Below are 255 nucleotides of genomic sequence, written 5' to 3'. Positions count from 1 at the left end.
GCGTGGAGACGGTAAACGCAGGACCGAATCAGATCACTCTCGCTCCCAGATCGACCCACGTGATGCAGGCTCACATTACTCTAGCGAAGATGGAGAGATAAGCCTGAAATGCTGATACTCGCATCATCATCGCCTCGCCGCAGCGAACTGCTGAGAGTGGCAGGCCTCGACTTCAACGTGGAGGCCGCCGACATCGACGAGCGGATCCAGGAAGGCGAGGTTGCTGCTACTTACGTCCAGCGGCTCGCGATGGAG

At 58.4% G+C, this 255-nt stretch carries 1 protein-coding gene; it reads left to right on the top strand.

Annotated elements, in window-relative coordinates; all coding sequences use genetic code 11:
* Nucleotides 1-108: 108 nt before the first annotated feature.
* Nucleotides 109-255, top strand: a 147-nt coding sequence (locus JAO29_RS23185) for a Maf family protein (protein ID WP_334270656.1), incomplete at its 3' end; no start/stop codon positions are given.

Source organism: Edaphobacter sp. HDX4, assembly GCF_036877565.1.
GTDB lineage: Bacteria > Acidobacteriota > Terriglobia > Terriglobales > Acidobacteriaceae > Edaphobacter.
The sequence above is the reverse complement of the archived record's forward strand: the minus strand, read 5'-3'. Positions and strand labels throughout refer to the sequence as shown.